Source organism: Microbispora sp. H10670 (assembly GCF_014161385.1).
GTDB lineage: Bacteria > Actinomycetota > Actinomycetes > Streptosporangiales > Streptosporangiaceae > Microbispora > Microbispora triticiradicis.
Map to the genome: position 1 here is coordinate 24,665 of NZ_JABBWW010000002.1, position 25,236 is coordinate 49,900.

At 70.7% G+C, this 25,236-nt stretch carries 26 protein-coding genes, 1 pseudogene and 1 riboswitch; of the genes and pseudogenes, 9 read left to right on the plus strand and 18 right to left on the minus strand.

Going from position 1 to position 25,236, the window contains the following annotated elements:
- Positions 1 to 18 precede the first annotated feature (18 nt).
- The 6 genes from HHX33_RS34855 to HHX33_RS34870 all read right to left on the minus strand — a co-directional run bounded on the left by HHX33_RS34855 (position 19) and on the right by HHX33_RS34870 (position 4,456).
- Positions 19 to 513: an aldehyde dehydrogenase family protein gene (locus tag HHX33_RS34855; RefSeq protein ID WP_220501476.1), complete on the minus strand. Its 495-nt coding sequence runs from the start codon at positions 511 to 513 to the stop codon at positions 19 to 21.
- Between the two features lie 84 nt (positions 514 to 597).
- Positions 598 to 789 (minus strand): aldehyde dehydrogenase family protein, encoded by a 192-nt coding sequence (locus tag HHX33_RS34860; protein WP_310741199.1) that lies wholly within the window; start codon positions 787 to 789, stop codon positions 598 to 600.
- A 106-nt stretch (positions 790 to 895) separates the two neighbouring features.
- Positions 896 to 2,536: a N,N-dimethylformamidase beta subunit family domain-containing protein gene (locus HHX33_RS03750; RefSeq protein WP_220501477.1), complete on the minus strand. Its 1,641-nt coding sequence runs from the start codon at positions 2,534 to 2,536 to the stop codon at positions 896 to 898.
- A gap of 19 nt (positions 2,537 to 2,555) precedes the next feature.
- A complete protein-coding gene (locus HHX33_RS03755; RefSeq protein ID WP_182873361.1) occupies positions 2,556 to 3,989 on the minus strand; it encodes an APC family permease in 1,434 nt (477 codons plus the stop codon).
- Between the two features lie 107 nt (positions 3,990 to 4,096).
- Entirely contained in the window at positions 4,097 to 4,288 is a 192-nt protein-coding gene (locus tag HHX33_RS34865; protein ID WP_310741200.1) for a cupin domain-containing protein, read from the minus strand.
- Between the two features lie 18 nt (positions 4,289 to 4,306).
- Positions 4,307 to 4,456, minus strand: coding sequence for a hypothetical protein (locus HHX33_RS34870; protein WP_220501479.1), 150 nt, complete (start codon positions 4,454 to 4,456; stop codon positions 4,307 to 4,309).
- Between the two features lie 140 nt (positions 4,457 to 4,596).
- Here HHX33_RS34870 and HHX33_RS03765 point away from each other — a divergent pair, with 140 nt between their 5' ends.
- Positions 4,597 to 5,259 carry a TetR/AcrR family transcriptional regulator gene (locus tag HHX33_RS03765; RefSeq protein ID WP_182873362.1) on the plus strand — a complete coding sequence of 221 codons (663 nt, stop codon included), beginning with the start codon at positions 4,597 to 4,599 and terminating at the stop codon, positions 5,257 to 5,259.
- Positions 5,260 to 5,561: 302 nt separating this feature from the next.
- Here HHX33_RS03765 and HHX33_RS35555 read toward each other — a convergent pair whose 3' ends face one another.
- Positions 5,562 to 5,684 carry a hypothetical protein gene (locus HHX33_RS35555; protein WP_259402211.1) on the minus strand — a complete coding sequence of 41 codons (123 nt, stop codon included), beginning with the start codon at positions 5,682 to 5,684 and terminating at the stop codon, positions 5,562 to 5,564.
- A pseudogene (locus HHX33_RS03770) lies at positions 5,647 to 5,886 on the minus strand (Tn3 family transposase); the annotation flags it as partial. The pseudogene HHX33_RS03770 and the gene HHX33_RS35555, both read right to left, overlap by 38 nt.
- Before the next feature lie 280 nt (positions 5,887 to 6,166).
- A riboswitch (cyclic di-AMP (ydaO/yuaA leader) is annotated at positions 6,167 to 6,301 on the plus strand.
- A 13-nt stretch (positions 6,302 to 6,314) separates the two neighbouring features.
- On the opposite strand from HHX33_RS03770, the gene HHX33_RS03775 reads away from it, so the two are divergent.
- Positions 6,315 to 6,989, plus strand: a complete 675-nt coding sequence (locus tag HHX33_RS03775; protein ID WP_182873363.1) for a CHAP domain-containing protein — start codon at positions 6,315 to 6,317, stop codon at positions 6,987 to 6,989.
- 110 nt (positions 6,990 to 7,099) lie between these two features.
- Here the strand turns inward: HHX33_RS03775 and HHX33_RS03780 are convergent, their stop codons facing one another.
- On the minus strand, positions 7,100 to 7,504 hold the full coding sequence (locus tag HHX33_RS03780) for a nuclear transport factor 2 family protein (RefSeq protein WP_310741201.1): 405 nt from the start codon (positions 7,502 to 7,504) through the stop codon (positions 7,100 to 7,102).
- A gap of 88 nt (positions 7,505 to 7,592) precedes the next feature.
- Between HHX33_RS03780 and HHX33_RS03785 the strand changes: the two genes are divergently transcribed.
- From HHX33_RS03785 to istB, 4 genes are all read left to right on the plus strand, one after another.
- A complete protein-coding gene (locus HHX33_RS03785) occupies positions 7,593 to 8,399 on the plus strand; it encodes a helix-turn-helix domain-containing protein (protein ID WP_182873364.1) in 807 nt (268 codons plus the stop codon).
- 111 nt (positions 8,400 to 8,510) lie between these two features.
- Positions 8,511 to 8,690 carry a hypothetical protein gene (locus HHX33_RS03790; protein WP_220501480.1) on the plus strand — a complete coding sequence of 60 codons (180 nt, stop codon included), beginning with the start codon at positions 8,511 to 8,513 and terminating at the stop codon, positions 8,688 to 8,690.
- A gap of 79 nt (positions 8,691 to 8,769) precedes the next feature.
- Positions 8,770 to 10,308 carry an IS21 family transposase gene (gene istA / locus HHX33_RS03795; RefSeq protein WP_310741202.1) on the plus strand — a complete coding sequence of 513 codons (1,539 nt, stop codon included), beginning with the start codon at positions 8,770 to 8,772 and terminating at the stop codon, positions 10,306 to 10,308.
- Positions 10,308 to 11,099: an IS21-like element helper ATPase IstB gene (gene istB, locus HHX33_RS03800; protein ID WP_182873365.1), complete on the plus strand. Its 792-nt coding sequence runs from the start codon at positions 10,308 to 10,310 to the stop codon at positions 11,097 to 11,099. The genes istA and istB overlap by 1 nt, the downstream gene beginning before the upstream one ends.
- 271 nt (positions 11,100 to 11,370) lie before the next feature.
- Here istB and HHX33_RS03805 read toward each other — a convergent pair whose 3' ends face one another.
- The 3 genes from HHX33_RS03805 to HHX33_RS03815 form a co-directional block, all read right to left on the minus strand.
- Positions 11,371 to 12,117: a class I SAM-dependent methyltransferase gene (locus HHX33_RS03805; RefSeq protein WP_220501481.1), complete on the minus strand. Its 747-nt coding sequence runs from the start codon at positions 12,115 to 12,117 to the stop codon at positions 11,371 to 11,373.
- Positions 12,118 to 12,136: 19 nt separating this feature from the next.
- Positions 12,137 to 12,769, minus strand: a complete 633-nt coding sequence (locus HHX33_RS03810; RefSeq protein ID WP_182873367.1) for a TetR/AcrR family transcriptional regulator — start codon at positions 12,767 to 12,769, stop codon at positions 12,137 to 12,139.
- A gap of 117 nt (positions 12,770 to 12,886) precedes the next feature.
- The gene (locus tag HHX33_RS03815) at positions 12,887 to 14,302 is read right to left on the minus strand and encodes an FAD-binding oxidoreductase (RefSeq protein ID WP_182873368.1); all 1,416 of its coding nucleotides are present in this window, start codon (positions 14,300 to 14,302) and stop codon (positions 12,887 to 12,889) included.
- A gap of 172 nt (positions 14,303 to 14,474) precedes the next feature.
- On the opposite strand from HHX33_RS03815, the gene HHX33_RS03820 reads away from it, so the two are divergent.
- Positions 14,475 to 14,900 carry a MarR family winged helix-turn-helix transcriptional regulator gene (locus tag HHX33_RS03820; protein ID WP_182873369.1) on the plus strand — a complete coding sequence of 142 codons (426 nt, stop codon included), beginning with the start codon at positions 14,475 to 14,477 and terminating at the stop codon, positions 14,898 to 14,900.
- A gap of 351 nt (positions 14,901 to 15,251) precedes the next feature.
- On the opposite strand, the gene HHX33_RS34875 is transcribed toward HHX33_RS03820, so the two are convergent.
- The 3 genes from HHX33_RS34875 to HHX33_RS03830 are packed head-to-tail and all read right to left on the minus strand — an operon-like array spanning position 15,252 to position 16,691.
- A complete protein-coding gene (locus HHX33_RS34875) occupies positions 15,252 to 15,977 on the minus strand; it encodes a dihydrofolate reductase family protein (RefSeq protein WP_310741203.1) in 726 nt (241 codons plus the stop codon).
- Positions 15,952 to 16,350 carry an SRPBCC domain-containing protein gene (locus HHX33_RS34880; protein ID WP_259402139.1) on the minus strand — a complete coding sequence of 133 codons (399 nt, stop codon included), beginning with the start codon at positions 16,348 to 16,350 and terminating at the stop codon, positions 15,952 to 15,954. Before HHX33_RS34880 ends, HHX33_RS34875 begins: the two co-directional genes overlap by 26 nt.
- Entirely contained in the window at positions 16,347 to 16,691 is a 345-nt protein-coding gene (locus HHX33_RS03830) for an ArsR/SmtB family transcription factor (protein WP_182873370.1), read from the minus strand. The genes HHX33_RS34880 and HHX33_RS03830 overlap by 4 nt, the downstream gene beginning before the upstream one ends.
- 186 nt (positions 16,692 to 16,877) lie before the next feature.
- On the opposite strand from HHX33_RS03830, the gene HHX33_RS03835 reads away from it, so the two are divergent.
- A complete protein-coding gene (locus HHX33_RS03835; RefSeq protein ID WP_259402140.1) occupies positions 16,878 to 18,968 on the plus strand; it encodes a HelD family protein in 2,091 nt (696 codons plus the stop codon).
- Position 18,969: 1 nt separating this feature from the next.
- On the opposite strand, the gene helR is transcribed toward HHX33_RS03835, so the two are convergent.
- Positions 18,970 to 21,117: an RNA polymerase recycling motor ATPase HelR gene (gene helR, locus HHX33_RS03840; protein WP_182873371.1), complete on the minus strand. Its 2,148-nt coding sequence runs from the start codon at positions 21,115 to 21,117 to the stop codon at positions 18,970 to 18,972.
- 231 nt (positions 21,118 to 21,348) lie between these two features.
- Entirely contained in the window at positions 21,349 to 22,029 is a 681-nt protein-coding gene (locus tag HHX33_RS03845) for a TetR/AcrR family transcriptional regulator (protein WP_310741204.1), read from the minus strand.
- Between the two features lie 200 nt (positions 22,030 to 22,229).
- On the opposite strand from HHX33_RS03845, the gene HHX33_RS03850 reads away from it, so the two are divergent.
- Positions 22,230 to 23,909 carry an ABC-F family ATP-binding cassette domain-containing protein gene (locus HHX33_RS03850; RefSeq protein ID WP_182873373.1) on the plus strand — a complete coding sequence of 560 codons (1,680 nt, stop codon included), beginning with the start codon at positions 22,230 to 22,232 and terminating at the stop codon, positions 23,907 to 23,909.
- A 10-nt stretch (positions 23,910 to 23,919) separates the two neighbouring features.
- Here the strand turns inward: HHX33_RS03850 and HHX33_RS03855 are convergent, their stop codons facing one another.
- Entirely contained in the window at positions 23,920 to 25,119 is a 1,200-nt protein-coding gene (locus tag HHX33_RS03855; RefSeq protein WP_182873374.1) for a hypothetical protein, read from the minus strand.
- Between the last annotated feature and the right edge of the window lie 117 nt (positions 25,120 to 25,236).

Below are 25,236 nucleotides of genomic sequence, written 5' to 3' on the forward strand. Positions count from 1 at the left end.
CAAGGTCAGGGGCCTATATCAACTCTGTTGGGACCCTCGGTGTCCGCCAACGGCGGACACCGAGAGGGCGTCTCGAGTCACGGTGCGGATGAGCTTCTTGTTGACGAACTCCTCGATGCCGTGACGGCCGAGTTCGCGTCCGAAGCCGGAGCGCTTGATCCCTCCGAAGGGCAGGTCCGCGCTCTCCGCCTGGATGCCGTTGATAAAGACCATGCCAGCTTCGATGCGATCGGCAACCCGCTGCGCCTGCTCGGCGTCGGTGGTGATGAGGTAGGAGCCGAGACCGTAGGGGGTGTCGTTGGCGATCTCGACGGCCTCGTCCTCGTCGGCGGCCGAGAACACCAGGGCGACCGGGCCGAAGAGTTCCTGCTGAGCGACCTCGTCTTTGGTGGTGACCCCGGTGAGGACACCCGCGGGGAAGTACGCGCCGTGCCGTTCGCCCGCGCTATGGAAGGTGGCGCCCTGGGCGATGGCGGCGTCGACCTGGCAGGCGAGGTTTTCCGCGGTCGTCACCGAGGACAGGGGAGCCTCGGGCGATCGCGAAAGGGAGCTGGTCGGTGAACTTCGTGACGAACGCCTCGTACAGGTTCTCGGCGATCACGAACCGCTTGCCCGCGTTGCAGGCTTGGCCGGTATCGTCCTGTCGACCGACAGGACGATGAAGGGATCGGAACATCCGAATTCGAGGACGACCTTCTTCAGGTGGCGTCCGGCGATCTCAGCGACGGCGGCTCCGGCCCGCTCGGAGCCGGTGAGGGAGACTCCCTGCACGCGTGGGTCGGCGATCACGTCGGCGATCTGCTCGTTGGTGGCGTAGGCGCGGCGTGGTGGAGCTGTCGATGGGGCCGAGCGGGTTCATGAACGTCTTTCTGCGACTGGGCGAGTGGGGTGCGGGTCAGCCGCGGACGGCGTAGCGGCGTAGCACGTTGCGGGTGATCTGCTCGGTGAACTCGTCCTGCAGGCGCAGGCCGTTGACCCATTCGGTCGTCCCGGCGCAGAAGACGCCGCCCCTGCCTCGGGTGAACGTGGCGACCATGCCGGAGCCGTAGGCCTCGCCGTCGAACCGGTCGGGCAGCGGGTCGAACAGCAGCCCGAGGATGCCCTGGACCTCGGTGATGGGGGCGCCGAGCGGCACCTGCCCGTCCCACCGGTCCTCCTCGCCGAAAACGGCCGGGCACATGGCGATGATCTCCAGGTTGTCCGGGGTCCCGTCGCTGCCGGTGGGGAAGGGCAGGCCGCGCCGGAAGGTGTAGTCGCAGCCGTCCAGCTCGAACGCGGCGATACAGACGGGCGCACCACCGAAGACGTCGCCGTATCCGAGGTCGGTGTCCTGCAGGGCCCAGTGCCGCGGCCGGTAGACGGTGAAGCCGCCGCTGGAGCGGGAGATCGCCGAGCCATAGCGGTTGTAGGTGCCCGACAGACCGGTGAGCCCCATGGTCGCGGCGGCGGGACGGTCGATGGGCGGCCAGTCCCACGCGGTGGTCACCTTGGCGCGGTCCTTCGCGAACAGGGGGTCGTCCTGCGGGACCTTGTAGTTGACCTGGACCTGGTCGTCTTCTTCGAGCCGGACCTGCCACAGGAAGTTCCCGCCGAATCTGGCGATGTGGCCGCCGCCGTCGACGAAGGCGTCGGCGGTGTCGCGCATCTGCGAGGTCCAGTACTCGTCGTGGCCGACGAAGACGGCGCAGGCGTAGGGGGTCAGGCAGCCGGGGTCCTGGTGGAGGTCGTGCTGGGTGAGGACGTCGAACTCGATGCCCTCCTTCTCCGCCCATACGGCGAAGGGCCGCTCGTAGGTGGCCCAGAACGCATCGGCGTGGTGGCGGGAGTAGCCGTGTGTGTGCGCCCACTCGTAGGCGGGATGGCGGGGCAGGGCGCCGCGCGGCGGGGTGTCGGGGTTGGAGCTGCGAGGGGCATCGTCGGGCTTGCGGATCATGCCGCGGGCGATCGGCCGCTGGATGGACAGGCGCGGGCTGGCCACGTCGGTCCAGGGGTCGCCGCCGAGGCCGCGGTAGGCGTTGGCGCCGCCCCAGTCGTTGTAGGCGGTCATCGTGCTGGTCGTCAGCACGAGCACGTACGGGGTCCGCACGCCGGGCTCGGGATTACGCACGACCAGGAAGTGCTCGCGCTCGTGGCGGCGTCCGCCGGCCTCGATGCCCATGATCAGGATGTAGAAGCCGGGCTTCCACTGTTGGTCGACGGTGAAGGTGTGCGCGACGGGCCAGCCGCAGCCGACGGCATAGGCGTCGTCAGGAGTCGGGTGGGCCCGGCCGGGCAGGCCGGCGGCGGACCAGACGACCCGCGGGGTGAGCCCGTCGCGCACCAGGGTGAGCGTGTACGTCTGCGCGGTGGTGTGGGTGTGGACGTGAACCTCCTCACCCGGCGAGTAGGTCCACCTGTCGGTGTAGCACCAGGCCTCCGGGCCGCCCACCCCGGGCCGTTCCACCGCGAAACCGGGGATGGACCAGGCATACCGCGGGGTGGGCGCCGGGCCCTGCGGAGGGGCGGTGCGTACGGTCGCGGGCAGCTGATCACTCATGGGTTCTTCCGATCCTTCTTCAGAGCTGTTCGGGCGCCTGGGCGGGCGCGACGTGTTCGTCTGCTTCCTGCGTGCGGCCGGCGGTCATGCGGCCGCGGACGGCCCCGAACAGGAACGCGATGACGAGCGGGGAGATGATGAGGGCGTTGCCGGTGGCGCCGAGCCCGGTGAGCAGGCTCATGTTCGCCGCCGCCAGGTACAGCACGACGCCGAGGACGATCACTGACAGGGCGGGGGCGATGAGGCGCGCCCACAGGCTTTCCTGAGTGCCACGTGCCGCGAACCATCGGATCACCGCGACGCCGGTGGCGATCTGGAGCGCGAGGACGGCGAACAGGGTCGGGGAGTTGGTCCAGGTGACGACCTGCGTATACGGATCGAGCGACGACAGGCCGAAGCCGATCAGTGCGACGGTCACCAGGCCGCCCTGGAGCAGGACCGCCGCGCGCGGGGTGCCGGATCGGCTGGTGCCGTACAGGAAGGCGGGCAGCAGGCCGCGCCGGGACATGGAGAACAGGTACCGCGAGCCGGCGTTCTGCAACGCGATGACTCCGGCGATGAAGCTGGTGATGACCAGCAGCTGCATGACACCGGTCATGGACGAGGAGACGAAGGAGGTGTTGAGGTTGAACACGACCTGCGAGGGGTCTCCGCTCAGCACGTCCAGCAGCCGGTTCGGGCCGATCGCCATGAGGATGGTGAACGCGGCGGCGATGTAGATGACGGTGAGGATGCCGATGGCCCAGAAGGTGGCCTTCCGCACGGCGTTGCCGGCGTCCTGGACCTCTTCGCTGTAGACGGCGGTCTGCTCGAAGCCGATGAACACCAGGAAGGTGACGAGGAAGGTGCCGCCCAGGACCGGCACCTGCCAGGAACCGGGGTCGAACGCGGACCAGGGGGTGCCTTCGGGCCCTCCCTGTACCCAGACCGCGATCGCGAAGACGGCCAGGACGCCGATCTCCAGGATCAGCAGGACCGCCGCGACGCGGGCGCCGAGGTTGATCTTCGCGTACGAGATCGCTGTGACCAGGAGGCCGATGACCGTCGCGCACAGCCCCCAGGGGACGCTCACCGACAGGTACGTCTTCAGGAAGATCGAGGCGAAGAAGCCGGACGCGGCCGCGAAGCCGATTTGCCCGAGGGTGTAGCCGGTCCAGGCGACCATCGCGGCTGCGGAACCGGCCGTCCGCCCGAGGCCCTTGTCGATGTAGGCGGAGAACGCGCCTGCGTCGGTGACGTGGCGGCTCATCGCGGTGAAGCCGACCGCGAAGATCGTGTAGGCGATTCCGGCGATCACGAACGCGGCGGGCAGCATCGTCCCGCCGACCAGGAATCCCAGCGGCAGGAAGCCGGCCGAGACGGTCAGCGGCGCGGCGGCCGCCACGACGAAGAAGACCAGGTGCCGGGCGCTGACCGCGTTGCGGCGTAGTTCGTGCTGGGGGGGATGGGTCATGTCCATGGTGCCTTCCTTGCGAGCCGTCTCGACGGCTCCGGGCTGAATCTGCGGAGGCGGCCTGCACCGGACCCGGTGGTCCGGCCCTCCCCCGAAGGCCGTGGAGGTCAGCGAGCCGAGACGCCGACGAAGATCTTGCAGGTGGGCTCGAGCGTGTGCCACCGGCCGTCGAATCCGGCCGGCATGAGGAACGCCGCACCCGGGCCGAACTCCACGCGCCCGCCGTCGGCGTCCTCGATCGCGACCCGGCCCGTCTGGATCACGCAGACCTCGTCGTAGGGCCAATGCCGAATCCGCACGGAGCCGGGTTCTCCCACCTAGGCGCCGGCGACCGAATGATCAATTGGCAGGCGGGCGCGATGCTCGACCTCGTCCCACCCCTCGCTGACCTCGTCGTAGTCGCCCGGAGACGGAACCACGGCGGTTCCGGTCCCTGGAACGAGGACCTGGATCTGTGTGATGGCCACGGCGGACCTCCTGCGGGCAGAACACCGGTTGGGCGGTAAAGCTATAGATTGATAGCTTGTGTTGGCAAGAGGGCGGTCCAGACTTGACGGAGGCGTGAACTCGGCCACCCGGTAGGTGACCCGGCAGGGAGAGGACGGACATGGCAGTACGCGGACCGGACGGCGTCACCCGTCAGCGAGCACTTATCGCGGCGTCCAAGCTCTTCGCCGTGCGCGGCTACCACGGGACCTCCACCCGCGACATCGCCAACGCCGTCGGAGTGCGGCAACCGACCATCTACCGGCACTTCGCCAGCAAGGCCGAGATCCTCGCCGAACTCCTCGACGCGGATCTGCTTCCCGCCCTCGAACGCCTCCGCACGGCCCTGGCCGCCGACGGGTCCCCCGCCGCGCGGCTGCACGCCTACCTGCAGGCCGACCTCTACGCCATCCTGGTCCTGCCCTACGACACCCGCGGCCTCTACAACGACGACGTCCTCGAACTCCCCGACTTCGCCGCCCAGGCCGCGAAACGGGACGAACTGCACCGCCTCACCGAGGAACTGATCGCCCAGGCCATCGACAGCGGGGAACTCCAGATCGTCGGCGGCCCGTACTTCGTGCGACGCGCCATCACCGGCCTGATTCTCGAGGCCATGCGCGACCGCGGCAGCGACCCCACTCCGGACCCCGACACCCTCCCCCGCGAAATCGCCGACTTCCTCCTGCGCGGTACCCTCGCCGACCCCACCCGCCTCCCGGACGTCCAGCAAGCAAGCGCGCTCCTGCTCGATCAGTGGAGTTCGGCCCTGACGACCACATGAGCCGCAGTTCCTGCCCGCCGTCGAGACTGGACTGATTTCGCCGGAGGCCTTGCGGTAACGCCGGTGGCCCGAGGCGAGCTGCCAGACTCAGCGGCGGCCGTCGCCGGCAGGCTGGTGATCTCAGCTGTTGCGGGGGACGGCCTCATCTAATCAGCGACACTGGCCTGTGGGAGTACTTTCGCGCCCCGTTCGACTCCCCGGCTCGAGGGCTCGGACGGCACCGACCTCAGCGCGGTCTGCACCGACCACGGCCCCGCGTGAGCCCACACTCGCCGGACCAGTGGCCCCAAGCTCGGGAGGTCTTACGCCTCTGCCTCCTGCACGCCACCGCCGTCGGGGAAGGCGGGCCGGTCGGGGATCTCGCAGAGCTGTCGCGGACCTTCGGCCGGCGTGGAGGAGGAGATGGAGATCTTCTTGTCCTTCACGGTAGGCCTTGCGGATCTGCCCGCCTGCGCCGTGGCAGATCTTGCGGGCGAGCCGGTGCCGGGACTCCTGGACGGTGAGCTGCTTGTTCAGCCTGCAGCGGTAGGTGTCGTCGATCGGGTCCAGGATGGACAGCAGGTGCAGGGTCTTGTCGATCCGGCCGGACTCGGCGAACGCCTGCCCGAGCGGGGTAGGCCGGCCGGATCGGCAGCCCCGACTCACCCCAGGTCAGCGAGGCGCGTTCGCTGTGAGCGAACAGAGGTGTGAGCAGAGGAGAAGAAGGGGAACGCGGCAACCCCGGTAGGACGGGCGAACCCGCCCTTTGCTCTCGCCGCCCCGGCGTCTCACCAGGCAAAACCCGACTTGTCATCACTTGACTGGTTTGGACGTGTCTATTACGTTTTGGGCAACTCGGGGCCCACTTGCTCATCTCAGTGGTCAAGAAAGCCCACCTCACACCGACGCGGCCGGCCGATCTCGGCCTGCCGTTCGGCCGCCTAATCCGCGCAAGCGGAGCCGGGGACCCAACCTCTTCCTGGGGTGAATCGGCGTACCTGCCGTAGGGCGACTTCCAGCCCGAACCCGTCAGCTAACCCGGTCGGCGGCATGGAAGCAAAGGGAGTCCGCCCATCATGCACGCCCTCACGACCTGTCTGCGCACGGCCCTCGCCGGCGGAGTCCTCGCCTCGGCCGTGGCGATCGCCCCGCCCGCCGCGCAGGCGGCGGACAACCCGGCGGCCGGCAAGGGCCCGGCCGCCGCGGCCGCGCCGTCCCTGACCGAGATCGCCGCCCGGCTGCCCAAGGTCGGCCCCCAGGACGTCATCAAGCTGGCCGCGAGCCAGGTCGGCATCAGCGAGGACGCCGACGGCGGCGGGACCAAGTTCCAGGAGTGGTACATGACCAGCCCGCGCGCCCGCGAGACCCTCGCGCGGGACGGCGGGGCGCTGGAAGAGTACGAGAACGCCCCCTGGTGCGACATGTTCGTCTCCTGGGTCGGCCAGCAGCTCGGCATCCAGCCGGTCATGGGTTCCGACGCCTACACCGTGGAGCACGCCCGCTGGTTCGCCGACCACGGCCGCTGGGGCCGTACGCCCAAGCCCGGGGCCGTGGTGTTCTTCAGCTGGAGCGGCAGTAAGAAGATCGACGACATCCAGCACGTCGGCTTCGTCGTCAGGGACAACGGCAACGGCACGATCCGCACCGTCGAGGGCAACACCGGCAACGGAGCCGTCGAGGCCCGTACCCGCCCCACCTGGCAGGTCGCCGGGTACGGCTACCCGGTCTACCCCGCCGAACTCGCATCCTGACGAGATCCCCGTAGGAATACTCGACCAAGAAGCCTCAGAGCCGCGGCGAACCCGGGCCCCTGTGACCGGGGTCTCGTGTTCACGACCGCGGCTCTCGGCTTGTGACCGGGTCAGTGATCAGCGGGTTCCCACCACGTCAGATTGGCGGCTGCCTGCGCCACCGGCTCGATGATCTCCCACGCCTCCGCGATCAGCCCGTCGTCGAGGCGCCAGACATCGACGACCACGATCCCCGGCCCGGCACCGGGCAGCCGGCGCCGCGAGCACATCACGACGCGATCACCATCGGCCAGCACATGCTGGATCTCGACCTGCATGCCGGCGAGCGGGACGAGCGCGGCGCGTACGGCGGCGAGCCATTCCGCCTTGGTTCTCGAAGTCGAGTCCGGCCTGTGATGGACGAAGTCGTCGCTCAGCAACGGCGCGAGCGCATCGACGTCGCCCGTCGCGACCAGTGCCGTCAGCGCCCGCTGGACGATGCTCTTGTTGTCTGTGGTCATGTTCTGCGTGGTCACGGGAATGCAGTGTCTCCGTCGATCGCGACGGTGTCGATGAACTCGCATTTCATGGCGCAGCGCGCCGCGATGCGTAGCATCGACGGTCGTGTACACGATCGGGGAACTGTTACGGCAGTGGCGGCATCGCCGGCGGATCAGCCAGCTCGATCTCGCGATCGCCGCCGACGTCTCAGCCCGTCACGTCAGCCTGGTGGAGACCGGCAAGTCCCACCCGAGCGCCGACATGATCCTCCGGCTCGCCGATCAGCTCGACGTGCCGTTGCGTGAGCGAAACCGGCTGTTGCTCGCCGCCGGCTTCGCGCCCCGCTACGCGAAGCGACCGCTCAACGGGGACGCGCTGCCGGCGGCCTGGGACGCGATCGCGCGGGTGCTGCGCGCCCACGAGCCGTACCCGGCGCTGGTCATCGATCGTGGATGGAACATCGCGATGGCCAACCGAGCCATCGACCCGTTCCTGGCGAATGTCGCCCCCGACCTGCTACGGCCGCCGATCAACATGGTGCGGCTGGGATTGGACCCGCGCGGGCTCGCTTCCCAGATCGTCAATCTGGCCGAGGTGCGCTCGCTGCTTCGTGCCCGCATCGCGCGTCAGCTCGCCACCGCTCCCGACCCCGAACTCACCGCGCTCTACGAGGAACTGCTGGCGCCCGGCGCCGAGGACGTGAGCCACCCGATCGAGTCCGAGATCGCCGTACCGATGATCTTCCGCTTCGGCGAACGAGAACTACGGCTCTTCTCGACCACCACCACGTTCGGCACTCCGATGGACATCACCCTGGACGAGGTCGCGATCGAGTCGTACTACCCGGCGGACGCGGAGAGCGCCGCCTACTTCACCATGTCCGACGCCGGCGCCGACGCGAGGAGTTGTACCGACCTGCCGACTGCGTAACGCCGGACGCTCGCCCGTTCCGGCGGCAGCGCGGCTGGACCGTCTCGGCGCTCGATGCCGGCGGCGTTGCTCATCGTCAACCTCGGGGCGCCCAAAGCAGAGGAGAGCCCCGTGGGCAAGGTGGTCATGTACAGCTCGGTGTCGGTGGACGGCTTCGTCGCGGACGAGAATGACCAGCCCGGGCCGCTGTTCGACTGGTTGTCCGGCGGTGACGTCCCATTGGACGAGAGCGGCGAGCTTGACGGCGGCCATGGAAAGCTCCCCGTAGGCGGCCAGATACCGCCCCACTGATGGCCGCCGGGTTCCCCGTGGACGGCCAGATATCTCCCCGCTCCTTCCGTACTTGTCCCGGTCGGCGACAGTCGAGCGGGTGAAGAGCAGCAGGGAGATCATGGAGATTCTCGAGGCGTATGACCTCACCGGCAGTTACCGGGCTGCGGCCGAGCTGGCCGGGTGTGACCACCACACGGTGGCCCGTTATGTGAAGATGCGCGCGGCGGGGCAGGCCCCCGAGCAGCGCAAGCACCGGGAACGGGCGATCGATGCCTACCTGCCGAAGATCGAGGAGCTGGTGGTCCGCTCGCGGGGGAAGGTCCGCGGGGATGTGGTGCACAAGCGGATCGTCGCGATGGGGTTCGCCGGCGGTGAGCGCACCACCCGGCGGACGGTGGCCGAGGCCAAAGCGCAGTATCGGCTGGGCCGCCATCGCATCTACCGGCCGTGGGTGGTCGAGCCGGGGCTGTGGCTGCAGTGGGACTGGGGCACCGGCCCGCTGATCGGCGGGCGGCAGACCACGTTGTGGTGCGCGTGGCTGGCCTGGTCGCGATTCCGGGTGGTGATCCCGGTCTGGGACAAGACGCTGCCGACGATCGTCGCGTGCCTGGATACGACGCTGCGCCGGATCGGCGGGGTGCCGGCCTATGCGCTGACCGACAACGAAAAGACCGTCACAGCCGAGCACGTGGCCGGGATCGCGGTCCGCAACGCCGAGATCGTCGAGGTGGCCAAGCATTACGGGATGACGATCCGCACCTGTGTGCCGGCCGATCCCGAGTCCAAGGGCGGCAGCGAGGCGACGGTGCGCATCGCCAAGGCCGACCTGGTGCCCACCGAGGTCAACCTGCTGGGCGAGTATCGGACGTTCGCGCAGTTGGAGACGGCCTGCCAGCAGGTCAACGCCCGGGTGCACCGCCTGAGCCGGCGGGTACCCGAGCAGATGCTGGCCGAGGAACGCGCCCGGCTGCATCCGCTGCCGGCCTCTGCGTTCACCGCGGCGTTCGGCACGACCCGCCGGGTGAACTGGGACTGCACCATCTCGGTGGAGGGCGTGCGCTATTCGGTGCCGCATCGGCTGGTCGACACACGGGTCTGGGCCCGCTTCCACGGCGATGAGCTCATCGTCACCGCCGTCGCCGACGACGGCACCGCCGCAGAGGTGGCCCGGCACCCGCGTGGCAACGCCGGGACGCCGGTGATCGACCCTGCGCACTACCCGCCCCGCCCGGACAAGGATGCCGACCGCACTCCCAAGGCCACCAATCCCGAGGAGGCGGCGTTCTTGATGCTCGGCCCCGGGGCCGCCTCCTGGCTGAGTGAGGCCGCCGCGGCGGGCACCCGCCGGATCCGGGCCAAGATGGCCGCGGCTGTCGCGCTGGCCAAGCTGCATTCGCCCAGTGCGGTCGACCGCGCCCTGGGCACCGCAGCCATCAGCGGCCGCTTCGCCGAAGCCGACTTGTTGTCGATCCTGGACTACCAGGCCCGCCGGGCCGGTGCTGAGCCCACCCGGCCGGGTGAGGACCACAGCCTGCAGCCAGGCACCTCCGCCTGGGCCGCTTTCGGCACCGCCGTTCCCGCCCATGCCGAGCCCGCCCTGCCCGCGCCCGCTGACCATGACGAGGACCTCATCTGATGGCCACCCCGTTGCGCACCGTTCCCGCCTCCGCCGGTGACCCGCTGGCCGAGGCGATCGAGCTGACCCGCCGGCTCAAGCTTCCCCACATCCGCCGGGCTTTGCCCGAGGTCGTGCCCACCGCCAAGGCGCAACGCTGGGACCCCGCTGAAGTGGTGCGCGTCCTGCTCGCCGAAGAGGCAGCCGGCCGGGACCGGGCCAATTTGGCCACCCGCCGCAAACGCGCCGCCTTCCCCACCGGCAAGACCTTCAGCGACTGGGACGACAGCGCATCCTCCATTCCCCGCCCCACCCAAGACGCCCTTAAAAGCCTGGAATGGGTGACCCGCCGCGAGAACCTGTGCATCTGCGGCCCCTCGGGCACCGGCAAGAGCCACTTCAGCGAGGCGTTGGGCCAGGCCGCCGTCGAGGCCGGGCTGACGGTCGTCTGGTTCACCATCGAAGACCTCGGCGCCCTGGTCCGCCACCACCGCGTCGATGACTCCATCGCCCGCGCCTTGGCCCGCATCATCCGCGCCGATCTGATCATCGTCGATGACATCGGCCTGCTACCGGTCTCCCCGGACGCCGCCGAAGGTTTCTACCGCTTGGTCGACGCCGCCTATGAGCGGCGCAGCCTCGCCGTGTCCAGCAACCTGCACCCGTCCGGGTTCGACGAGATCATGCCCAAGACCCTGGCCACCGCCACGGTCGACCGGCTGCTCCACCACGCCCACGTCGTGGTCACCCAGGGTGACAGTTTCCGGCTCACCCAGGCCACCTCCGGACAGGGGGTGAAGCCCTTCAGCTAATCGGATCAACACCGACGGTGGGGAGATAACTGGCCGCCGTCGGGGAGAACTTCGTGGCCGCCAACGGGGAGATCTCACGGCCGCCCACGGGGAGAACCAAATGGCCGTTGACACGAGCTGAAGGTGTCGCAGACGTCCTACGACTACACCTGGGCGTACTGGGACCAGATCGGAGCCACGCGAAGGAGCTGCACGAGTCTTACCGACACCCCGACTCGCCGCGTCGCCGCCGACGTGGTGGCTGTTCTCACGGGCTGGAGACTGCGGGGGTTCAAGCGATCAGCAGGCGAAGGCCGAGCTCGGCCGCCTCGAGATCGAGGAGTTCTCGGTTGCGCTCGGCCCACCGGCCGGATGCGAGGTCGTCACGGAGGCTGTGCACCGCACGCCGCTCGGCATCCGGCCCGACCCTGGCCCAGACCGATATCCCGCGACGGACGTTCTCGTCCAGGTACGCCTCCGGCCGGCGCCAGTACGCCTCGAAGAAGCCGTCGGCGCAGTCCCACGGAATGAGCACCGGCTCCATCCGGGCGCCGATCGCACCGGCCAGCTCGGTCACCGAAGGCCGGCCGGTGAGGAGGTCCGCGACCTCAGGCAGGTAGTCGCGGGTGAGCCAGAACCGACGAAGCCATCCGGCGTCACTGGTGTCGTGCGTGAACACCACCACCCGGCGCGCGACCCGCCGCATCTCGCGCAGGCCGGCGATCGGGTCCTGCCAGTGATGAACGGAGGAGACAGCCATCGCGGCGTCGAAGGACCGGTCGGCGAACGGCAGGTTCTCGGCAGACCCGGCCAGGCACGGCGCCGCGTCCGGAGGGCGCTGCGAACGCATGAGCGCCGACGGTTCCACCGCGAGCACATGGCGGTCGGGGGGTTCGTAGGACCCGGTCCCCGCCCCGACGTTCAGGATGGTCCGGGCACCGCCGAGCGCGGCCCATATCCGCGCGGCGATGCGCGGTTCGGTGCGCCGTGTCACGGTGTAGGTGGCACCGATTGCGTCGTACAACTGCGCGCCGGACATCGACACCGCCCTTCGGTCGTCACCCGTCGTCCCCGCCATGGTGCGCGGTGCCGCGGCCTCGCACCAGAGGCAGGTACACCTCGTCGACGATCTCGACGAGTACGTCGTCGGGCGCGGTGGGCACCCCGCGTACGACGAACTCGTTGCGCAGCAGGACGACGGCCACCGTGGCGACGCGGGGATGGAGCGCCTCGGGGGACGCCTCGCCGCGCGCGACCGCCCGCCCCAGGATCGTCAGCCAGGCGGCGGCCGCGGCGTCGCCGGACTGCTCCGGCAACTGCGTGAGAAACTCCTGCGCGCCGCCGGCGGCCGACATCAGCTCGCGCAGGATCGCGCCGAGGGGGGAGCTCCAGTGGCGGTTGGCCCGGCGCAGCATCTCCAGGACGTCGCCGCGCACGTCGCCGGTGTCGGGCGGTTGCACCGCCGTGACCAGTTGCCGGTAGGCGGCGATGCCGAGCGCGAGACGGCTGGGCCAGCGGCGGTAGATGGCGTTCTTGTTGGTGCCGGCGCGGGTGGCGACCTTGTCCATGGTCAGCCCGGCGTACCCGGATTCGAGCATCTCGTCCACCGCGGCGCGCAGGATCGCCTCCTCCAGGGAGGCGCCGCGGCGCCGTGTCCGCCCCGCCCCCGGAGGTTTGACCGAGTCGTTCACCGCGAGCCTTCCGCTTACAACCGCGCGTACCTTACCTGTGGATCTGGTGGGAAGGTTAGCGAACCAGCGAGGTACCCGGCGTACCGCGAAGCGAGAAGACGGCTGATGGTGCGGGGTTTACGGCTTGGCGGGTGGGATGTTGTGATTGAGCCGGAAGGTGTTTTCAGGATCGTAGACGGCCTTGATTTCGGTGAGACGCTGGTAGTCCTCGCGCTCGTAAGCTGAGCGCACCTCCTTGGCGGCGTCCTCGCCGTTCATGAAGTTAAGAAGGCGGCCGCCGGTGCTCCACGGGGCGAGCGCTTCGAGCATGCGTCTGTGCGCCGGCCGGATTTCGGTGATGTCGGCTCGTTCCAGCCGGGAGACCACGTTGAACAGGTATCGCGCGTCCCGGTGGCCCACGGCGTTGGCGACGGTCGGCGGGAGGGCAAGTCGGCCGCCGAGGTGACGCAGTTCGAAGATGTGCGGCAACGGCGCGTGGGGTGGGGCCAGATCGAGGATGGTGCGTACCGCCGTGGTGTCGAGCTCGCCGAGCAAGGTGGTACCGGCCTCGATGAATCCGGGAAAGGGCGGATCGGCGTAGATGGACCCGGCTTCCGTGTAGGGCAGTACGCCGAGGGTGTCACTCATCGGGCCGAGTGCCCGCAACGGCTCGACCAGGTTCTCGGCGGCATCGAGTACGTCCGCGGCGTAGGCGATGCGGACGTGGACGGCCTGCCGGCCTCGCAAGGCCTCCGGGAACGCAGGGCTGTCCGGGTAGGACATCTGCATGATCGACGAGCTCATCTCATCGGGCACGGTGGCCGTCCAGCGTAGGTAGGTGTCGAACACCTTGGCGGCCAGTTCACCGGGGAACTGCAGTGATCCGCCGTAGAGGGTGGTGATCGGCACGAGACCGATCTCGATGCCGGTCACCACACCGAAGTTGTCCCGGCCGCCGCGCAGTCCCCAGAACAGGTCCGGGTAGGACTTCTCGGTGACATGCCGTAGTCGGCCGTCCGCTGTGACGACGTCGATGCTGCGTACGTGATCGGCGGCGTAACCGTAGCGCCGGGAAAGCAGACTGAGCCCTCCTGCCAGGGTGTAGGCCACCACGGCGAGGCCTGGATAGGAGCCTGACAACGGCGCCAACCCGGCAGGCGCGGCCTCGTGGATCACTTCGTCCCATCGGGTTCCGGCTGCCACCCAGGCCGTGTTCGCCTCGAGGTTCAATCGGACACCCGTCATCCGAGTGGTGTTGATCAGCACTCCGCCCTCACCGGCGATGCCGGCTGACGCATGTCCGGTGCCCTGCACGGCCACCGGGAGCGCGTGAGTTCTCGCGAATTCCACCGCGGCCCGCACGTCCGCGGTTCCGGTCGCGCCGACCACGAGGTCGGGCCGATGCTGACGAGCGAGCTGGTACCCGGCCCGTTCGGTGTCGTAGCCCTCGGCTTCGGGTGTGAGCACCGGACCTCTCACCCGCTCAGCCAGGGCCTTGACCTCGGCTGGGTCTATGTCGGCGGGCTGGAAGCGTTGGGGCTTCGAACTGCTCATGATCATGTCCTCTGGGTTGTCGCCCTCGGCGCTCGATCAGCCGGAGCGGACGCAAATAGTAAGGCGACCGTACTATCGATCGGCACGGTATTGTCAAGTCGCCTGACGAATCGCGGCGGAAGAAGGGGCACTCGGGATGATGACGCGCACCGGAAGGCGGGGCGACCAAGGTGTGAGCGAGATCCCACTTCCCGCCTTGTTCACGCAGGCCAAGGAAGTCACGCTCGCGGCGCTGCACCGGCGGCTCGATGCGGAGGGATTCGAGGGGATCCGTTACAGCCACGGCGCCGTTTTCCGGTTCATCGATGCCGAGGGCTCGCGGCTGACCGTGCTCGCTGAACGCTCGGGGCTCTCCAAGCAGGCACTCGGTGAGGTGGTCACCGAGCTCGAACGGCACGGCTACGTCGAGAGGACGATCGATCCTGACGACCACCGTGCCAAGATCATCCGACTGACCGAACGGGGAATGAAGGCGCGGGTTGCCGCCGCCCGAATCCTCGGGGACATCGAGCGGCGGTGGGCGCAGCACCTCGGCCGGGATCGGATCGCCGGCATGCGCACAGTGCTGGAAGAGGTCGTCCGCTTCGAAAAGGGCTGAGCAGGGGGCGGGGCCAAGCAGCCCAAACCGCCCGAACCAGCCCCAGCACGGCCAGTCGATCGAAGACGCCGTCGTCCTGGCCGCCGACGGTTCCGTGCCCGCGGCGCTGGACGCCTACGATGCCCGGCGCCGCCCCCGCACCCAGGCCGTCGCCCGCGCCGCCCGCCAGGCCGGTCATCAGACGATCAACGCTGGACCGGTCACCCATGCCCTGACCGTTCTCGCCCTTCGGCTCACGCCTTCAACGCTGTGGGCACGTCTCGCGCCCCGTACGCTCGGTGCCCTGGGGGACTGGACACCCCCGGCCCTGCCTGACCCGCACAGCTGACCCGCCGAGTCATCCGCCTGTCCTCACTTGACCACACGGTAGGTCAGGTGCTCGGCGGCCGGGGTGGACACGGAGCCGAGCGGCTCCAGCCGCAGGGACTCGGGCATGCCCTCGGGGAACAGCGACGTGCCGCCGCCGAGGATGATCGGAGCGAGGTGGATCCGGAGGACGTCCACCAGGCCGGCGCGCAGGAACGCGTCCGCGATCGTGCCGCCTCCCAGGATCACGATGTCCTTGCCGCCGGCGGCGGCACGCGCCTTCTCCACGGCACTGTCGAGGCCGTCGGTGACGAAGCGGAACCGTTCGCCCAGCCGCACCTTCTCGGGTCGCGAGTGGGTGACGACGAAGACGGGCGGGGCGGCGATCTGGTCCTGGTCGTGGCCGTAGCCCACCTCGTCGTTCCATCCCTTCGGCCCGTCGACGATGTCGAAGGTGCGCCGGCCCATGATGACCGCGCCGGTGTCGGTGAAGGACCTGTGGAGGATCTCCGCGTCGCGCGGCGTACGATCGTCCGTCACCCAGGCGTGCAGCGGTTCGCCGCCCACCCCCAGGCCGTGTTCGAGGTCGACGCCCGGCGCGCTGACGTACCCGTCCAGCGACATCGAGATGTCGACGACGACCCGGCTCGCCTCCGGGCGGCCCTCGGCCGGGTCGTGGGCCAGTTCGCCGAGGCGGTCCATCGCGTCGCGGATGCCGCGTTCCATCCCGCTGGCGATCATTGCGTCACGGGCCTCGACGGTCGGGAACACGGACCGGGTCCACAGCCGGGTGCGTCCCCCGAGGTCCTCGAACGTCGCCGAGTCGAGGCTGACGACATCGGGCGTGCCCTCGTGCTCGAAGGATCTGGACGATCCGCTCGCCGGGGGTGACGGTGTGGAAGACGCCGCGGAAGACGTGCTCGTTGCCCTCGACGTCGCGGTGCACGTAGCGGTACGCCCCGCCCGGGCGCGCGTCGTACTCGATGAGGCGCATCTCGATGTCACGCGGGCCGAGCCAGCGGGTGACCAGCTCGGGGTCGGTGTACGCGCGGAAGAGCCGCGCGGGCGGCGCGTCGAACTCGCGGACGACCTCGATGAACGGGCTGCCGGGCTGGGCCGTGATGGTGGTCGGGTTCTCGATCATGGTTCCTGCTCCCTTATCTCGCCGAGTACGCCGTCGAGGCGCCGGAACTGCCCCTCGCGGGTCAGCCGGTAGGTGTCGATCCAGCTCGTCAGCTCCTCGAGCGCCGCCGGGTTCAGACGGCACGGACGGCGCTGGCCGTCACGGCTCCGCGTGATCAGCCCGGCCGCCTCCAGCACCTGGATGTGCCGCGACACGGCCTGCTTGGTGATCGGGAACGGCTCCGCGAGCTCGTTCACGGTCGCCTCGCCCCGCGACAGCCGGGCGATCAGCGCGCGGCGGACGGGGTCGCCCAGTGCGGCGAACGCCCGGTCCAGGCGGTCCTCCGCCTCGTCAATCGACATCTTTATCAACCAACCTCTTTATCAACCGATGTGTTGATAATAGGCACGGAACCGTGGCCGGGACAAGGGGCGGCGGAGCGAAAATCGCGAGTAGTGACGGCGGCGTGCTCGGCTAAGTAAGTCAAGCCTTACTTTCGCGGGAATCGGGCCGCATAGTGGAGGGCCGAGCCGAGAGGAGGGCTGTTGTTGCCGCAGTTCGACGAGGATGCCGCAGGACAGGTCGAGGTGGAGCAGGCCCACGTGGCCGCCATGTACGGGCTGCTCGACGAGCAGCTGGCGGATGCACGTGCCCGGCTGGCGGACGTGTTGAGGTCGTCGGCCGGCAGCGCGGGTGAGGCGTACGCGCGCGATGTCGAAGCGGAGCGTCTGGCGCGCCGGCTTCGCCGGCTGGAGGGGGCCGAGGAGGGCCTGGCGTTCGGCCGGATCGACGGCGCGGACGGAACCGTCCTGCACGTCGGACGGCTCGGCCTGCACACCGGCGATCGGGAGCTGCCGCTGCTCGTCGACTGGCGAGCGGAGGCGGCGCGACCCTTCTACGCGGCGACGGCCGTCCACCCGATGGGCCTGCGGCGGCGCCGTCATCTGCGGGTCGAGGGCCGTATGGTCCGTGCGGTGAGCGACGAGCTGCTGGACGGATCCGCGCCCGCGGTCGGCGACGTCGTCGGCGACGGTCCGTTGACGGAGGCACTCGAGGCGCGGCGGACGGGGCGGATGCGGGCCGCCGTGGCGACGCTGCAGGCGGAGCAGGACGAGATCGTCCGGTCCCCGCACCGGGGCGTGACGGTGGTGCGGGGCGGTCCCGGCACGGGCAAGACCGTCGTCGCGCTGCACCGGGCGGCGTACGTGATGTACGCGTTCCCGGGCGCCGCCGCACGCGGGGTGCTGGTGCTCGGGCCGAACGCGCGGTTCCTCGACTACGTCTCCCGGGTGCTGCCCTCGCTCGGTGAGAACGACGTGCTCCTGGCGACCTGCGCGGCGCTGGCCGGGGTGGTGCCCGCCGCCACGGAGCCGTTCGATGTCGCGCGCCTCAAGGGGGATTCGGCGCTGGCCGGGGCGCTCGCGGACCTGGTGCGCTCCCGGCAGGCACCGGGCGGCGGGTTCGCGGTGCGTGCGGGGCAGGAGTGGGTCCGCCTGACGAGCGTGGACGTCGCGGCGGCACGGCAGGCCGCGGTGGCGAGCTGCCTGGCGCACAACCGCGCGCGGGAGGTGTTCAAGGAACACCTGATCGACTTGGTCACGGACGCCCTGGAGCGCGGCGCCGTCGAGGCCCTCGAACTCATCGACGCCGAGGTCGCCGAGAGCACGGGCATGGATCTCGACGCCGCGGCCGCGGCCGATCTGCGGGCTCTCGGCCTCGACGACGCGCCGGCCGCGGATCCGGCCGAGGTGTTCGACGCGGATGCCGTCCGCGCGGACCTCGCGGGCGACGCCGGCGTCGACCGTGCGGTGGAGGCCCTCTGGCCGCGGCTGGCACCCGAGGCGGTCGTACGGGCGCTGCTGGCGGACGCTCCCACGATGGAGAGGCATCTGCCGTCGCTCTCCGGTGACGAACACTCCCGGCTGGCGCGTTCCCCCGACGCCCCGTGGACCGATGCCGACGCACCGCTGCTGGATGAGGCCGCGGCCCTGGTGGACGGGCCGCCGGAGCGGACGTTCGGGCACGTCGTGGTCGACGAGGCCCAGGAGCTGACCGCGATGCAGTGGCGGATGGTGATGCGCCGGTGCCCGGCCAGGTCGATGACGCTGGTGGGCGACTTCGCCCAGGCGGGCCCCGCGACCGCCGCGGGCGACTGGTCCCAGGCGCTGGGCCCGCACCTGGGCAGCCGGTTCGCCCTGCACACCCTGACCGTCGGCTACCGCACGACCCAGGAGATCCTGGCGACCACCCACGGACTGCTCGCCCGGATCGCCCCCGGCCAGACGCCGAGCCGATCGATCCGCCACGGCGAGCCTCCCCGAGGCCTCGCCGCATGTCCGCACACACTCGCCGGCACGGTGGCCGAGGAACTCCGGGCGCAGGCCGCGGCACACCCGGGCGAACTGCTGGCCGTGATCTGCGCGGACGACCGGGTCGAGGAGATGGCGTCCGCGGGTGTCGCACAGTGGGCGCGTCTCGTGCCGGCTTCCGAGGCCCGCGGGCTGGAGTTCGACGCGATCGTCGTCGTCGGCCCGGAGGAGATCGTCGCGGCCCGTCCCAGCGGGGAGCGTGACCTGTACGTCGCCCTGACGCGTGCCACCAGGAGACTGTGCACGATCGCCGTACACCGCGATCGCTGAATCAGGGGCTGGTGAGGATGACGAGCTGCCGGGTCGCCCGGGTCATCGCGACGTAGCGGTCGACCGCTCCTTCGACGCCGTCGCCGAACGCGCCGGGGTCGACGAGCACGACCAGGTCGAACTCCAGCCCCTTCGACAGCTCCGGGGTCAGCGACCGGACGCGTGGCGTCTCCTCGAACGTGGGGTCGCCGATGACGCAGGCGATTCCCTCGGCGTGCTCGGCGAGCCACGTGCCGAGCACCGTGCCCAGTTCCGACACCGGGCCGTACACGACGGGGACGCCGCCGCTGCGGATCGAGACCGGCACGTTCGCGTCGGGGAGCACGGCCCGGATGACCGGCTCGGCCTCCGCCATGACCTCCTCCGGCGTCCGGTAGTTGATGCTCAGGGAGGCCAGGGTGATCCGGTCGAACCCGATCCGCTCCAGCCGCTCCCGCCACGACTCGGTGAACCCGTGCCTCGCCTGGGCGCGGTCCCCGACGACGGTGAAGCTCCGGGACGGGCAGCGCCGCAGCAGCATCCGCCACTCCGCGTCGGTCAGCTCCTGAGCCTCGTCCACGACGATGTGCGCGAACGGCCCGGCGAGCTGGTCCGGATCGCCGGTGGCCAGCCCGGCCTCGTCGACCAGGGCGTCGCGCATGTCCTGCCCGCGGAGCATCGACATCACGAGCATCTCGGAGTCGTCGGCCTCGATCAGGTCCTCGACGACCCGGGTCATGTGCTCGCGCTGGGCGGCGACGGCGGCCTCGTTCCGGCGCCTGCGGCGGGACGCCTCCGGGTCGCCGAGCCGCTGCCGCGCCGCGTCGAGGAGCGGCAGGTCGGACACCGTCCAGGCCTGCGCGTCCGCGCGCTGCAGGACGCGGATCTCCTCCACGCTCAGCCAGGGCGCGCACATCCGCAGGTAGGCGGGCACCGACCACAGGTCTCCGACGAGGTCGGCCGCCTCGATCAGAGGCCAGGCCCGGTTGAAGACCGTGAGCAGCTCCCTGTCGCGCAGCAGCGACCGGCGGACCAGGTCGGGCGGGGCGTCGCCGTCGTGCCGGTCCACCAGGATCGTGACCAGCTCCTCCCAGATGAGATCGCGGGCGTCGTTGTGCGGGGTGCCGGGTTCGGCAGCCTCGAACGCCTCGGCCCAGTCGTCGGGGCTCAGCCACACCTCCGACCAGGGGGTCGTGACCGTCATCCCCGTGGTCGGCGGGTTCTCGTAGAACCTGACGGCCGGCTCGATCGCCTCCACCAGGCGGGCGGACGACTTCAGGCGGGCCGCCTCGGGGTCGGTCTCGATCCCGGCCGAGGCTCCCTCGGTGACCAGGTCCCGCAGGGTGCAGGTCCGTACGCCGTCCTCCCCGAGGCTGGGCAGGACGTCGGAGACGTAGGCGAGGTAGGGCTGGTGCGGGCCGACGAACAGCACGCCGCCCCGGCGCTGACCCAGGCGGGGATCGGCGTACAGCAGGTAGGCCGCGCGGTGCAGGGCGACGACGGTCTTGCCCGTGCCGGGACCGCCGTCGACGACGAGAGCGCCGCGCGATCCCGCGCGGATCACGGCGTCCTGGTCGGCCTGGATGGTGCCGAGCACGTCCCGCATCCGCGACGACCGGCTGCCGCCCAGGCTGGCGATGAACGCGGACTGGTCGTCCAGCGCGGCGTTCCCCTCCAGCCCGTCCGGGGTGAACACCTCGTCCCAGTAGTCGCTGACGCGGCCCCCGGACCAGCGGTACCGGCGGCGGCTCGCCAGGCCCATCGGGTTGGCGTGGGTGGCGCCGAAGAACGGCTCGGCCGCCGGGGAACGCCAGTCGAGCAGCAGCCGGCGGCCCGCGCTGTCGGTGAGGCCGAGCCGCCCGACGTACACGGGCTCGGAACCGTCCGCGCCGACCATGCGCCCGAGGCACAGGTCCAGGCCGAAGCGGCGCAGCGTACGCAGGCGGGCGGTCAGCCGGTGGATCTCCAGGTCGCGGTCCAGCGCCTCGCGGCCCTCGCCGCCGGGCGCCCTGAGCTCGGCGTCGAGACGGCCGGACAGCTCGGCGACCGACTGACGCAGGCTATCCGCGATGGCCGCGAAGTGCCGCTCGTCCTCGGCGATCAGCTCCGGGCCGGTCTTGTGGGACAGGTGGTCGGGAAGGTCGAACGCGCTGGTGGTCAAGGGGTTCACGGCATCAGCTCCGATCCGGTCCGGTGGTGCGCCGGCGTCCCCCGTGGGCGCAGGCCCGGCCTCGGCCGACGATTGTGCGGCACGACCGGGGTCTTGTGGCAAGCCCCCCGGTGCGCTATAGGTTGAGAGTGGAAAGGTGCGGACAACCCCCTTTCCGCCCGATCGCCGACCACCTGGATCGCGTCTGTGTGCGCCCACCGGGTCGGCACATACTCCCCGTGGGCGGCTCCCTCACTCTCCGGAAGACCCGCGGCCACGACGGGCGTGGCGTGCGGCGCCGACAGATGCCTCGTCGGTGGCGCACGCCGGCATGGAGGCACCGACGGTGGCGTGGATACCGTCGAGGAGCCAGGTGAGGCCGAGGGCGAAGCTAGAGTCCCAATCGCTGTCCGCGGCGAGAGGGCCATGGGTGGCGAGGACGGGGTACCGCTCACGGTCGGCGCGGAAGCGATCCTGAGCGGCGGCTCGCGTGGCCTGCTCTCCCCCGGCCGTCCAGGTCGCCTGCATGAGTGCGGAACCGATGACGTAGTTGGACAGGCCGTACGCGGCGGCGGTCAGGTGCGGCCCGGTCACCCCGGCGTCCAGGAGGGTGGCGTACAGGAACTCGCTGCGGGCGAGCACGTTGGGGCCGAGCATCGGACGGCCGAGCAGCGCCGCCGACCAGGGATGTTCCAGCAGGACGGCACGCCACCCGCTGATCAGCGCGGTGATGCCGGTACGCCAGTCCTGACCGTCCGCGCGCGGGATCTCGACCGCTGCGAAGATCGCGTCGAGGGCGAGGTCGAGGACGTCGTTCTTGGTCTTGACGTGCCAGTACAACGTCGTGGAGCCGGTCCCGAGGCGCTCGGCGAGCCGTCGCATGGTCAGCCGGTCGGCGCCTTCCTCATCCAGGAGGGCTATGGCCTCGGCCACGATCCGGTCGCGACTCAGCGGCGGAGCTTCGCGCGCCGCCCGTGCAGGCGGTCGCAGCCACACGTCCCCTGGTGAACCCGAGTGCTTCGTTCCCACCTTGTCCCTCCTCGTCCTAGCGCGGGCCAGTCTAGTATCGTGGTCGATGACCGGACCAATGATCCGGTAGTCGAACGTCGTCCCAGAGGGAGCCGAGGAACACAGTGCCGGGACATGTCGAGGTGGACCGGCTCACCTACGTCCTGCCGGACGGGCGACTGCTTCTTCACGAGGCGTCGTTCCGCATCGGCGATGGCGTCAGGGCCGGGCTGGTGGGACCGAACGGTGCGGGAAAGACCACTCTGCTGCGGCTGATCGCCGGAGACCTGCGACCGGACGACGGCCGGGTGGCCTGCTCGGGTGGGTTGGGGGTGATGCGGCAGTTCATCGGCAGCGTCCGCGACGACCGGACCCTGCACGATCTGCTGCTGTCGGTGGCCCCCGACCGGGTCCGCACCACCGCCGTGGCAGTGCGACGGGCGGAGTCGGCGCTGGCGGAACGCGGCGACGAGACGACGCAACTGGCCTATGCGCAGGCGATCAGTGACTACGCCGACGCGGGCGGCTACGACATGGAGGTGGTGTGGGACACCTGTGCGACAGCGGCCCTGGGCCTGCCCTACGACGAGGTCCGGGAACGCCCGGTAGGCACCCTGTCAGGCGGTGAGCAGAAGCGCGTCGTCCTGGAGGCGCTGCTGCGCGGACCGGATCAGGTCCTGCTTCTGGACGAGCCGGACAACTACCTCGACGTGCCCGCCAAGGTATGGCTGGAAGAACAACTGCGCGGCACATCCAAGACCGTGCTGCTGGTCTCCCACGACCGGCAGTTGCTGGCCAACGCGACCGACCGCATCGTGACCGTGGAGTCGCGCGGCGTCTGGGTCCACGGCGCGGGCTTCGCCACCTACGCCGAGGGCCGCCGGAACCGCATCGACCGGCTGGAGGAACGGCGCCGCCGCTGGGATGAGGAGCACACCAGACTCAGGCGCCTGGTGCAGACCCTCCGGCAGACGGCGGCCAACAACGACGCCCTCTCCTCCGCCTACCGCGCCGCCCGTACCCGGCTGTCGCGGTTCGAGGAGGCGGGCCCGCCCGAGCGCCCGCCCAAGCGGCAGAACGTGCGGATGCGGCTGCGCGGCGGCCGGACCGGCAAACGCGCTGTCGTCTGCGAATCCCTGGAACTCACCGGACTGATGCGGCCGTTCGACGTCGAGATCTGGTACGGCGAACGCGTGGGCGTCCTCGGGTCGAACGGTTCGGGCAAATCTCATTTCCTGCGATTGCTGGCCGAGTCGGCCGACGGCGGGGTCCCCTCGGTGCGCCACAGCGGCTCCGTACAGCTGGGCGCCCGGGTCGTGCCCGGCCACTTCGTGCAGACCCACGCCAGGCCCGACCTGCACGGCCGTACCCCCGCCGGACTGGTCACGGCCGGGCATGCCCTCACGCTGAACGAAGCCATGGCCGCACTGGCCCGCTACGAACTCGCGCCGGCGGCCAATCAGCGGTTCGAGACCCTGTCCGGCGGTCAGCAGGCCCGGCTGCAGATCCTGCTGCTGGAACTGTCGGGAGCGACGCTGCTGCTGCTCGACGAGCCGACCGACAACCTCGATCTGGCCAGCGCCGAGGCCCTGCAACAGGGCCTCGGGTCCTTCGCCGGCACCGTGCTGGCCGTCACCCATGACCGCTGGTTCGCCGCCGACTTCGACCGCTTCCTCGTCTTCGGCGCCGACGGGACCGTCTACGAGAGCGACGAGCCGGTCTGGGACGAAGCTCGTGTCACGCGCGCCCGTCCGGGCCGTCCGTCGGCTTCGGCCGAGGAGCCGATCCGGCGCGCCCGGACCTGATCGCCGTACGTCACCGGTCCGGCGGCGGGGCCTCCCCCGCGGCCCGCAGCTCCGCGGCGACCGCCCGCTCACGCAGCTGGGCGGCCTCGGACCTGGCCACGTCGAGCTGCGAACGCAGGTCCGCCAGCCGTGCCCGTTCCAGTGACAGCTCCAGTGACAGCTCGGCCTGGACCCGATCCCGCTCGGCCGCCGCCGACCGGGACTCCCCGGCGGCGCGCTCCGCCTCCGCGCCCGCGGCCCGGGCACGCGCCTCGGCCTGCGCCGCCTCGGCGCGCAGGCGGGCGGCCTCCGCGACCACCTCCTCGCGGGCCGACTCGGCGGCCTGCGCCCGTGACAGCGCCCGGTCGCGTTCGTCCTGGGCCTGGGCGACGGCCCGGTCGCGCTCGGCCTCCGCTCGCGCCACCGCGCGGTCACGCTCGGCCTCGGCCGACTGGGCCCGGGCCAGCGCGGCGGCGCTCGCCTGCTCCGACTCCCGGTGCGCACGGCGGGCCAGCTCGGCCTCCGCCCGCGCCGCCCGCGCCTCGGCCTGCGCCTGGTCGCGTTCCGCACCGGCCCGCGCCGCCCGTTCCCGCACCTGCCGCACCTCGGCCGCGGCCTTGTCCACCCGGTCGGCGAGCTCGCGTACGGCCTGCTCGCGGGCGGCCTCGGCGGCCTCGGCCCGCCGGCCGGCCTGGTCGGCCTCCTGCCTGATCCGCCGTTCGGTGGCGGCCGCCTCGCGCAATGCGGCCAGGGCCTGCTCGCGGGCGGTCTCCGCGTCGGCGAACGCGGTGTCCCGCTCCGTGTAGGCCTCGTCCATCCGGCGGCGGGCCTCCTCCGCGTCCCGCCGCGCCTCCTCGGCGGCCTCCCGGGCGAGCCGCACCTGCTCCAGGGCCTGCTCCCGCTCGGCCCGGGCGATGGCGACGCTGGTGTGCGCCTCCGCCTGGACCGCGCTCAGCTTGGCCTCCACCCCCGCCGGGCTCAGCTCCTGCTCCAGCACCCGCGCCAGCGGGTCGATCGCCGCGGCGAGGCCCTTCTCCATCCGCTCGTACAGGTCCTCCACCCGCGCCAGCGCGCCCTCCAGGCCCGGGGTCGCGCGGCGCAGCTCCCGCTCCCGTTTGGCCGCCGCCTGGCAGTCGCCGTCCGGGCAGTACTCCCGCGGCCTGCCCCGCCGTACGGGCTGGTCGATGGGCGCCCCGCAGTGCTTGCACGCGGTGGTCACGGAGATCGTCACGACGGACAGCCTAGCGATTTTCTGAATTTCTGGAAACAGAAAACAGAAAGCCTCGATCCGTTGCGTGGCGTCCGCGCCCGGATAACTTGGGAGATGGGTAATTCTCGCAAGTTATCT

Excerpts from the sequence above, each read along its gene's own strand:
- HHX33_RS03750 (WP_220501477.1), bottom strand. The coding sequence starts at position 2,536 with ATGAGTGATCAGCTGCCCGCGACCGTACGCACCGCCCCTCCGCAGGGC.
- HHX33_RS03755 (WP_182873361.1), bottom strand. The coding sequence starts at position 3,989 with ATGACCCATCCCCCCCAGCACGAACTACGCCGCAACGCGGTCAGCGCC.
- HHX33_RS03765 (WP_182873362.1), top strand. The coding sequence starts at position 4,597 with ATGGCAGTACGCGGACCGGACGGCGTCACCCGTCAGCGAGCACTTATC.
- HHX33_RS03775 (WP_182873363.1), top strand. The coding sequence starts at position 6,315 with ATGCACGCCCTCACGACCTGTCTGCGCACGGCCCTCGCCGGCGGAGTC.
- istB (WP_182873365.1), top strand. The coding sequence starts at position 10,308 with ATGGCCACCCCGTTGCGCACCGTTCCCGCCTCCGCCGGTGACCCGCTG.
- HHX33_RS03805 (WP_220501481.1), bottom strand. The coding sequence starts at position 12,117 with ATGTCCGGCGCGCAGTTGTACGACGCAATCGGTGCCACCTACACCGTG.
- HHX33_RS03815 (WP_182873368.1), bottom strand. The coding sequence starts at position 14,302 with ATGAGCAGTTCGAAGCCCCAACGCTTCCAGCCCGCCGACATAGACCCA.
- HHX33_RS34880 (WP_259402139.1), bottom strand. The coding sequence starts at position 16,350 with ATGATCGAGAACCCGACCACCATCACGGCCCAGCCCGGCAGCCCGTTC.
- HHX33_RS03830 (WP_182873370.1), bottom strand. The coding sequence starts at position 16,691 with ATGTCGATTGACGAGGCGGAGGACCGCCTGGACCGGGCGTTCGCCGCA.